Below are 9061 nucleotides of genomic sequence, written 5' to 3' on the forward strand. Positions count from 1 at the left end.
TCAAGTTAATAAAATTCCATAAATTTCATATTTTTTTATTTAGTATTACTAATAGAATTTAACAAACCAAAAATATCATTTTCTAATTTTTTACTCTATGTATATTTCCATGACTTTCGGATTTATAATATGTTAAATTAATTAAGTAGGAGGCATCTAAATGTATCAAATCATTAAACAATTGTTAGAGGATATTGATGAAATGAATTATAGGTATCAACATGTAAAAATTAACGGCGGTTCATTCGATTTTTATAAAGATGTTGAACCCTATGTCAAAAATATTGATAATCATTTAGAGGCACTCAACTTTTACTCAAAAAGCATTACAGAAACACAATATATGAGCCAACAAAAGTTAGATCTATTGATATTAAATATACAAAAGCTTTCTGTAGATTGTCATTTTCCTAGAACGAGCCGTAAATTATTTGTCGAAAAACTTAAAAGTGCCCAGTACGATTTAAAAAATATTTTATCGAATTATGTTTAGTGAGGAAAAAAATGGTTAAAACTGTTTATATTACTGGCTATAAATCTTTTGAACTGAATATCTATAAAGACGATGCGCCAGAAGTATATTATTTAAAGCAATTTATAGCTCATAAATTAAAACATCTTTTAGATGAAGGTTTAGAGTGGGTATTGATACAAGGACAAATGGGTATAGAATTATGGTCTGCTGAAGTAGTGATTGAACTAAAAAAAGACTTCCCAGATATTAAACTAGGTATAATTACACCATTTCTAGGTCATACACAACGATGGAATGATAAGAATCAAGCTAAGTATACAAATATTATACAACAAGCCGATTTTACTGAAAGCATTCATCACACTGAGTATATGGGTGCCTATCAATTTAAACAAGCAGATCAATTCATGCTTGATCATACCGATTACACTATTTTAATTTATGATGATGAACAAGAGGCAAGCCCTAAATACTTTAAGGCTATGTTAGTTGAATTTATGGAAAAAACAAACTATACTTGTGATATTGTGACGTTTGATGAACTCACTGACTTCATCAACGACTTGCAGTGGTCTCAAGATCAAAGTTTCGAATGAGGTGGAAAAAAAGATGTCAGATGTTTCATTAAAATTATCAGCGAAAGATATTTATGAAAAAGATTTCGAAAAAACTATGGCAAGAGGCTATAGAAGAGAAGAAGTAGACGCTTTTTTAGATGATATCATTACAGATTATCAAAAAATGGCGGATATGAACAATGAAGTAGTAAAGCTTTCTGAAGAAAATCACAAATTAAAAAAAGAACTTGAGGAATTAAGATTACGTGTTGCTACATCAAGACCACAAGACAATAAAAACTTTTCTTCAAATAATTCAAGCAGTGCTTCAAATAATGTAGATATTTTAAAACGTATTTCAAACCTTGAAAAAGCAGTATTCGGTAAATAAAATTTTTACTTATTTCGTATAAATTTTATGACTTTACACTTAAAATTATGTTATAATCTCAAAAGTGATATTTCGGGTAATCGCTATAGCAATATAGAGGAAAGTCCATGCTCACACAATCTGAGATGATTGTAGTGTTCGTGCTTGATGAAACAATAAATCAAGGCATTAATTTGACGGCAATGAAATAACCTAAGTCATTTGATATGGTTAGAATAGTTTGAAAGTGCCACAGTGACGTAGCTTTTATAGAAATATAAAAGGTGGAACGCGGTAAACCCCTCGAGTGAGCAATCCAAATTGGGTAGGAGCACTTGTTTAGCGGAATTCAACGTATAAACGAGACGATTTTTACGCGAAAGTAAAAATATGTAGACAGATGGTTACCACCGACGTACCAGTGTAACTAGTACACATTATGAGTACAACGGAACAGAACATGGCTTACAGAAATATCATCACTAGTTTAGCTCTCCCATTTATGGAGAGCTTTTTTAATTGAAATCATAATTGATTTAGAATAATTTATTACAATATACACTTTACATTTATGGTTTTCCGCTTCAAAATTAAATTAATTAATACTTATAAATATTAAATTATACATATATTGATTCAATAAATTAAAAGGAGACTCGGTCATGTTTCAATTATTAGCAGTATGTCCAATGGGATTAGAAGCAGTTGTAGCTAAAGAAATACAAGAATTAGGTTACGATACACAAGTAGAAAACGGTCGTATCTTTTTTGAAGGTGATGAAAGTGCTATTGTTAGATGTAACTTATGGTTACGTACCGCAGACCGAATAAAAATTGTAATGGGTCGATTCAATGCTACTACTTTCGACGAATTATTTGAGCAAACAAAGTCATTACCATGGGAGACCGTAATTGACAAAGAAGGTAATTTCCCTGTTCAAGGGCGGAGTGTAAAATCAACATTATACAGTGTACCTGACTGCCAAGCAATTACTAAAAAGGCTATAGTAGAACGACTTAAGCATGCTCATCAAGAAAAAGGATGGCTAAGTGAAACAGGCGCCAAATATCCTGTAGAAGTAGCAATATTAAAAGATAATGTATTATTGACCATTGATACTGCTGGTTCTGGACTCAACAAGCGAGGTTATCGCATTGCTCAAGGTGAAGCACCCATTAAAGAAACATTGGCAGCAAGCCTCATTCGTTTAGCAAATTGGAATGGTAACACACCTTTAATTGATCCTTTCTGTGGTTCAGGCACCATTGCTATTGAAGCATGTCTTATTGCACAAAATATTGCTCCTGGTTTTAATAGGGATTTTGTATCTGAACAATGGAATATGATGCCACCTAATATTTATGACAAATTTCGTGATGAAGCTGATCAATTGGCTGACTATGATAAAGACATACAAGTATATGCTTCTGATATTGATCCAGAAATGATTGAAATTGCAAAACGTAATGCAGAAGAAGTTGGTCTCGGAGATATCATACAGTTCAATGTTAAAGATGTGAATACTTTGTCTATTGATACCGACATGCCTGTAGCACTTGTTGGCAATCCACCGTATGGTGAAAGAATTGGAGATCGTGAAGAAGTTGAAGAAATGTATCGTTATATAGGTACACTTTTGAAACAACATCCTCATTTATCGGCCTATATATTAACAAGTAACAAAGAATTTGAATACTTAGTTAATCGAAAAGCGACTAAAAGACGTAAGTTGTTCAACGGGTATATTGAATGTACGTACTATCAGTATTGGGGTAAAAAGCAAAGTAATAAAAATTAAATTTTACATTTTATAATACTTGTGTAATTATAGTAATTATTCAAGTACTATTTATTCGCACTCTTATCTTGACTGTAGTACAGTTAAATAGGAGTGTTTAATTTTATTAAAAAATAAGTCATATACTAAAAATGTATCATATTTTAATTAGAAAGGGGCTTTTAAATATGAAGACTGTTTTGATTGTAGGCGCAAATGGTAGAGTATCTATCGAAGCGACAAAAATTTTCCTAGAGAACTCAAGATTTAATGTTGATTTATTTTTGAGAAATGCGCATCGTATACCTGATTACGCCTCTAATAGAATTAAAGTTTATGAGGGAGACGCTAAAAATATTGAGGATTTAGAAAGTGCTTTAAACAATGTTGATGTTGTTTTCGCAAGTTTATCAGGATCACTTGATAAACAAGCTGAAACTATCGTAAAAGCCATGGATAACAAAAATGTTAAGAGACTGATTTTTGTAGCAGCACCTGGTATTTATGATGAACTACCAGAACCATTCAATCAATGGAATAAAGAACAATTTGGCGAAAAATTGAATCGCTACCGCAAAGCATCTGATATTATAGAAAATTCAGATTTAGATTACACCATAATACGTCCAGGCTGGCTTACAGATAAAAATGAAAATGTATATGAGATCACAGCAAAGAACGAAACATTTAAAGGTACTGAAGTATCACGTAAAAGTGTAGCATCTTTAGCAGTACAAATTGCCAAAAACCCAGAACTACACTCTAAAGAAAATATTGGTGTGAATAAACCTAATACAGAAGGTAATAAACCTGCTTGGTTCAATTAGTATAAAGTTTGTATCTACATGCATGGGTTTTAAATCAATATTATGATAGAATTTGAAATAGATAAATAAGCTTAAATTTAGGGCAAGTCATCATGGCTGCCTTATTTTTTTGAATTTATTGCTAATTATCATAAAATAAATTGTACAATATTACTTAAATTCAAACAGGGGAATATCTTTCATTCAATTATAAAAACAAGATAGAATTCATTTATTATACTTCTAATATCTTTGATGAAAGTCACAATAATCATTTAGCTACAGATACTTTTCATTTAAATTTAATTTACCTTTCAAATAATTTTGAATTCTGATTTTGTTACTTTAATCAAGTAAAAATACTGTGATTTATCACTGAACTAAAGGGGTAATACTTATGGCAATAAATGAACAATTAGATACTTTATATAAATTAAAAAAAGAATTGGAAAAATCTAATAACAGAACTTTAATTAATACCATTAATCAAGTAATAAAAAAAGTTTATTTAAATCAATACACCGCAACATTTGTAGGACATTTCTCAGCTGGAAAATCAACGTTAATTAATTTGTTATTAGAACAAGATATACTACCAAGTTCTCCAGTACCAACAACGAGCAATACAGCTATCGTTTCAGTAGCCAAGGAAGACGAAATCATTGCCAATCTTACGCAACAACAATATACAAAATTAAAAACGTACAACGATGTTAAACAAATGAATCGACAAAATGTCGATGTAGAATCGATAGAAATTAATTTTCCATCAAACAAATTTAATCTAGGGTTTACATTTCAAGATACACCAGGTGTTGACTCTAACGTTGCAACGCATCAGTCGAGTACTGAGCAATTTATGTATACAAGTAACTTGTTGTTTTATACAGTAGACTATAATCATGTCCAATCAGCGTTGAACTTTAAATTTATGAAACGTATTAATGAAGCTGGTATACCAATTATTTTTGTGATTAATCAGATTGATAAACATAATGAAGAAGAAATTACATTTGAAACTTTTAAATCAAGAGTCGAAAAATCAATCAAAGACTGGGATATCAAACTTCAAGATACTTATTACGTTTCAAAGTTTGATCATCCACAGAATGAAATTGACAAACTTTCAAATTTTCTAGTATTTATGGATCAACATCGTGAATCAACAGAGGACTATGTTAATAGAACAATTCAATTCATTACCGATGCACAATACATATACATTCAAAATGAAATGCAATCTATTCTTGACACCCTTCAAATTAATGAAGAACAATTCGAGGAAGCATATATTCAATTTCAACAAAATCAAGAAGTCAGCGCAGAAGCACAATTGCTCAATGACTCTAATCAATTGTTTAATTATTTAAAACAGAAGCGTAAAGATATACTAGATAATGCTTATATCATGACGTACGATATGCGTGAATCTTTACGGAATTATTTAGAAAGCATGGCAACTGATTTTAAAGTGAATGGATTTTTTAATAAAAAGAAGAAAAAAGAAGAAGAACAAATCAAACGACTTAATGAGGCGACCACTCAATTGCAAGAGAAAGTTAATCAACAAGTACGACAACCACTTCGTGAAGATATGTCATTTTTAACTAGATTCATAAATAAACATGCTGTGAATGAAAAAATACTAAATCAAGATTATGACGTCGTTCCGTCACTTATATCAGAGCTATATCAAACTCAAACGAGCATTAGCAACACATACGTTTTAACATTTTCAGATGAAGTTATAAAAGCTTTGAATAAAAAAATAGAAAATGAGTCAACGCCACTATTTGAAGAAGCTGTCAATCATGTACAAGTTAATGAATTATCGAATGATGAAAATGAAGATAGGTATGAATATGATAGATACATTGAACTTAACACATTAAAGGATTCGCTTACATCCCACAACTACAAACATTACTATATCCATTTAGACGATTCTTTAGATAAATTAATTGGAAGAACAGAGACTCATTTTGAACTTAAACAAGAAAATTCGACTGCTTATCATCGTAAACATGAGACACAACATCGTAAAGAGTTTGTTACATCTAATCAAGATATTAAGCGTGCATTAGATATCGTTAAAGATGTACCATTATTTGATCGCACTAAACAAGATATCTACGATACCATTCTGAGACTCGATAATCAAATAACAAAAGTAGGTGTTTTTGGTACATTTAGCGCAGGTAAAAGCAGCTTAATCAACGCTCTACTAGGTGATAACTATTTAGTTAGTTCTCCTAATCCAACAACAGCGGCAACGACGGAATTATCATATGGTAAAGAGAGTCAAATCACATTAAAATCTAAAGAGCAATTACTAGAGGAAGTTAATCATGTACTAGAATTTTATGAAATATCGTTTAACACCTTAGACAACTTTATTGAGAGCGATTTAGAGAAGTTAAAATCGAAACTAGAAAAGAACCAACTTGCATTTATTAGTGCAATTGAGAAACATTATGAAATGTACACGTCAATGCTAGAACATTCACTTATACACACAGTATCGCTTGAAGAAATTAAAAAGTGGAGTGCCGAGGATGAGTATGCCACTTTCGTGAAAACTGTACACCTTAAGCTACCTTTAGATTGGCTTAAGGGTAAAATCATTATTGATTCACTGGGTTTACATTCCAATAATCAAAGACACACGAATGAAACTGAACAAATTCTCACTTCTTCTGACCTTATTTTGTATGTAACTTACTTCAATCATTCATTTACAGATAACGACAAAGCCTTTATCGAACATATGAAAGATATGAATCAATTAAATGAAAATCAAGCTTTTAAAATGATAATTAATGCGGTTGACCTAGCTGAAGATAAACAGGATATACAAGCCGTTGAGGATTATGTTGCAGATGCACTGGGGCAAGTTAACTTACACTCTGATATATATAGTGTTTCAAGTCGTCAAAGTTTAAATGGGAATAACATTGGCATAAATGAATTAAGAGAAAGTATACAATACTTTGCAAAGGTTGAATCTAGAACAATTTTAGAGCAGCAGATGACTTATCAATTGCAACAAATGAATAACTCCTTTAAAAAAATGATTAAAGATTTTCACGATGACAACGCAAAATTATCAGCTAGACAACATAAATTAAATCACTATAAAAACCAAACCCTATTAAATCAAGAGTTGATTGATACAACTGCACAACGTACTTTCAATGAAGTAGAAGAACAAGTATATCATCTAAATGAACGGTTAAAACTACAACTTTTAGATGAGGTTAAATCTGTGTTTAATAGTCAGATGACACAAAATAACGACTTTAATGAGGAAAAGAAAATTTCAACTAAAATATATTTAGATCAAATTCATCAACGCTTATTCTTAGAGCAATCACTTATCACAGAAAGGATTAAAAAATATTTTAATTCACAACTAGAAGAACAAATCCTACCAGTCATGAAAAAGTTAAATCAGATTCATGTTTTTATAAATGCAAAATTTAATGTTGAGCCATCACTCGTTGATACGGCGTTACTTCAAATTGAACTTAATTCAATGTTGCAATCACTACCAAAACAGTTAACTAAACGTAAAATAGTTAATCCAAAGTCGCAAAAGGATATTCAAGCACACATAGCTAATCAAACTCTTGAATTATTGCAAGATGATTTGAACTCATTGCGTCGACAATTAAATGATTATATCCATGAGATGACTCAACTTGCCGAACATCAATTTCAAATGTTGGAGAGTTCCATTCAACAACAAATTGATGAGTTACTTTCATTCACTATCGATGATACATTAATACAACAACTAGAATTGAAAACGACACAATTAGACAATATTTTATAGTAGAAAGAAGGATTAAATATGCCTCAAAGGGTATTGCTCGTTGATGGAATGGCTTTATTATTTAGACATTTTTATGCAACAAGCTTACACAATCAATTTATGTACAATTCTAAAGGAATTCCTACAAATGGTATTCAAGGTTTTGTAAGACACATTTTTAGCGCTATCAAAGAAATCGAACCCACTCACGTAGCAGTTTGTTGGGATATGGGGCAAGAAACATTCAGAAATGAATTGTATGATGGTTATAAACAAAATCGCCCAGCACCTCCTGATGAACTTATTCCTCAATTTGATTATGTTAAAGAAATATCCCATCAGTTTGGTTTTGTAAATGTTGGTAAGCGTAATTATGAAGCTGATGATATTATTGGTAGTTTAGCTGAAACATATTCACAAGAACATGAAGTTTATATCATTACCGGAGACCGAGACTTACTCCAATGCATTAATCATAATGTAGAAGTTTGGCTTATAAAAAAAGGTTTTACAATCTATCAACGTTACACGCTTGATCGTTTCATTGATGAATACGGGCTTAATCCTCAACAATTAATAGATGTTAAAGCTTTTATGGGTGATACAGCAGATGGCTATTCTGGTGTAAAAGGGATAGGTGAAAAAACAGCAATTAAATTGATTCAAAATCATGGAACTGTCGAAAATGTAGTGAACAATTTATCATCACTAACTCCCGCTCAACAGAAAAAAATAACAAATAATTTAAATCATCTGCATTTATCAAAGTCACTCGCAGAAATATATACGAAAGTTCCAATCGAAACAGACAAACTTTTTGAAGAGATGACATATGCTCATACACTAAATGAGATTTTATCCATTTGTAATGAACATGAACTATACGTTTCAAGTAAATATATTGCAAGTCACCTCTAACCATAAACCAATGAACATTTCATTTAGATATTGTTCATTGGTTTTTTTAATATCAATTAGCATCTCCATCAAAAATATAAATATTTTATTAAAACTTCGTGAATTAATTTCACAAAGTTATCTTAAAGTGATATTATTGTTTAGAACAAATAAATTGTTGTTCAAAATGCTATTGTGATAAATGAAGAGCAAACCGAAATCAAACGGTCGGAACATCTGCTCTTTTTTATTGAGCAAATGTATAAGTTATTCATTGTCAAAATTATCAAAATTAAATACGTATAATTTTCAAATCACATCAAACAACAAAGAAAAAACATCAAGAATAGGAGTGGCAATAGCT

The 9061-nt window shown here is 30.8% G+C and carries 7 protein-coding genes and 1 other RNA gene; all 8 read left to right on the forward strand.

Features of this window, described 5'->3' with window-relative positions; translation table 11 throughout:
- The first annotated feature begins 160 nt into the window (after positions 1-160).
- The 8 genes from HMPREF2663_RS05235 to HMPREF2663_RS05270 all read left to right on the forward strand — a co-directional run bounded on the left by HMPREF2663_RS05235 (position 161) and on the right by HMPREF2663_RS05270 (position 8718).
- Positions 161-493, forward strand: a complete 333-nt coding sequence (locus HMPREF2663_RS05235) for a YppE family protein (protein WP_002446455.1) — start codon at positions 161-163, stop codon at positions 491-493.
- Between the two features lie 11 nt (positions 494-504).
- Entirely contained in the window at positions 505-1071 is a 567-nt protein-coding gene (locus HMPREF2663_RS05240; RefSeq protein ID WP_002456190.1) for an SLOG family protein, read from the forward strand.
- Between the two features lie 13 nt (positions 1072-1084).
- Entirely contained in the window at positions 1085-1423 is a 339-nt protein-coding gene (gene gpsB / locus HMPREF2663_RS05245) for a cell division regulator GpsB (protein WP_001831034.1), read from the forward strand.
- A 68-nt stretch (positions 1424-1491) separates the two neighbouring features.
- Positions 1492-1875: RNase P RNA component class B (gene rnpB / locus HMPREF2663_RS05250), an RNA gene on the forward strand.
- 189 nt (positions 1876-2064) lie between these two features.
- Positions 2065-3201, forward strand: coding sequence for a THUMP domain-containing class I SAM-dependent RNA methyltransferase (locus tag HMPREF2663_RS05255; protein ID WP_002446454.1), 1137 nt, complete (start codon positions 2065-2067; stop codon positions 3199-3201).
- 167 nt (positions 3202-3368) lie between these two features.
- The gene (locus HMPREF2663_RS05260; RefSeq protein ID WP_001831317.1) at positions 3369-4007 is read left to right on the forward strand and encodes an SDR family oxidoreductase; all 639 of its coding nucleotides are present in this window, start codon (positions 3369-3371) and stop codon (positions 4005-4007) included.
- Positions 4008-4383: 376 nt separating this feature from the next.
- Positions 4384-7821, forward strand: coding sequence for a dynamin family protein (locus tag HMPREF2663_RS05265; RefSeq protein ID WP_070845921.1), 3438 nt, complete (start codon positions 4384-4386; stop codon positions 7819-7821).
- 18 nt (positions 7822-7839) lie between these two features.
- Positions 7840-8718, forward strand: coding sequence for a 5'-3' exonuclease (locus HMPREF2663_RS05270; RefSeq protein WP_002490969.1), 879 nt, complete (start codon positions 7840-7842; stop codon positions 8716-8718).
- The last annotated feature ends 343 nt before the right edge of the window (positions 8719-9061 follow it).

This window comes from Staphylococcus sp. HMSC077D08 (assembly GCF_001837945.1).
GTDB lineage: Bacteria > Bacillota > Bacilli > Staphylococcales > Staphylococcaceae > Staphylococcus > Staphylococcus epidermidis.

What these genes read in the sequence shown, in the direction of transcription:
- HMPREF2663_RS05235 (WP_002446455.1), top strand. Translation starts at nt 161, where the DNA reads ATGTATCAAATCATTAAACAATTGTTAGAGGATATTGATGAAATGAAT.
- HMPREF2663_RS05240 (WP_002456190.1), top strand. Translation starts at nt 505, where the DNA reads ATGGTTAAAACTGTTTATATTACTGGCTATAAATCTTTTGAACTGAAT.
- HMPREF2663_RS05255 (WP_002446454.1), top strand. Translation starts at nt 2,065, where the DNA reads ATGTTTCAATTATTAGCAGTATGTCCAATGGGATTAGAAGCAGTTGTA.
- gpsB (WP_001831034.1), top strand. Translation starts at nt 1,085, where the DNA reads ATGTCAGATGTTTCATTAAAATTATCAGCGAAAGATATTTATGAAAAA.
- HMPREF2663_RS05265 (WP_070845921.1), top strand. Translation starts at nt 4,384, where the DNA reads ATGGCAATAAATGAACAATTAGATACTTTATATAAATTAAAAAAAGAA.
- HMPREF2663_RS05270 (WP_002490969.1), top strand. Translation starts at nt 7,840, where the DNA reads ATGCCTCAAAGGGTATTGCTCGTTGATGGAATGGCTTTATTATTTAGA.
- HMPREF2663_RS05260 (WP_001831317.1), top strand. Translation starts at nt 3,369, where the DNA reads ATGAAGACTGTTTTGATTGTAGGCGCAAATGGTAGAGTATCTATCGAA.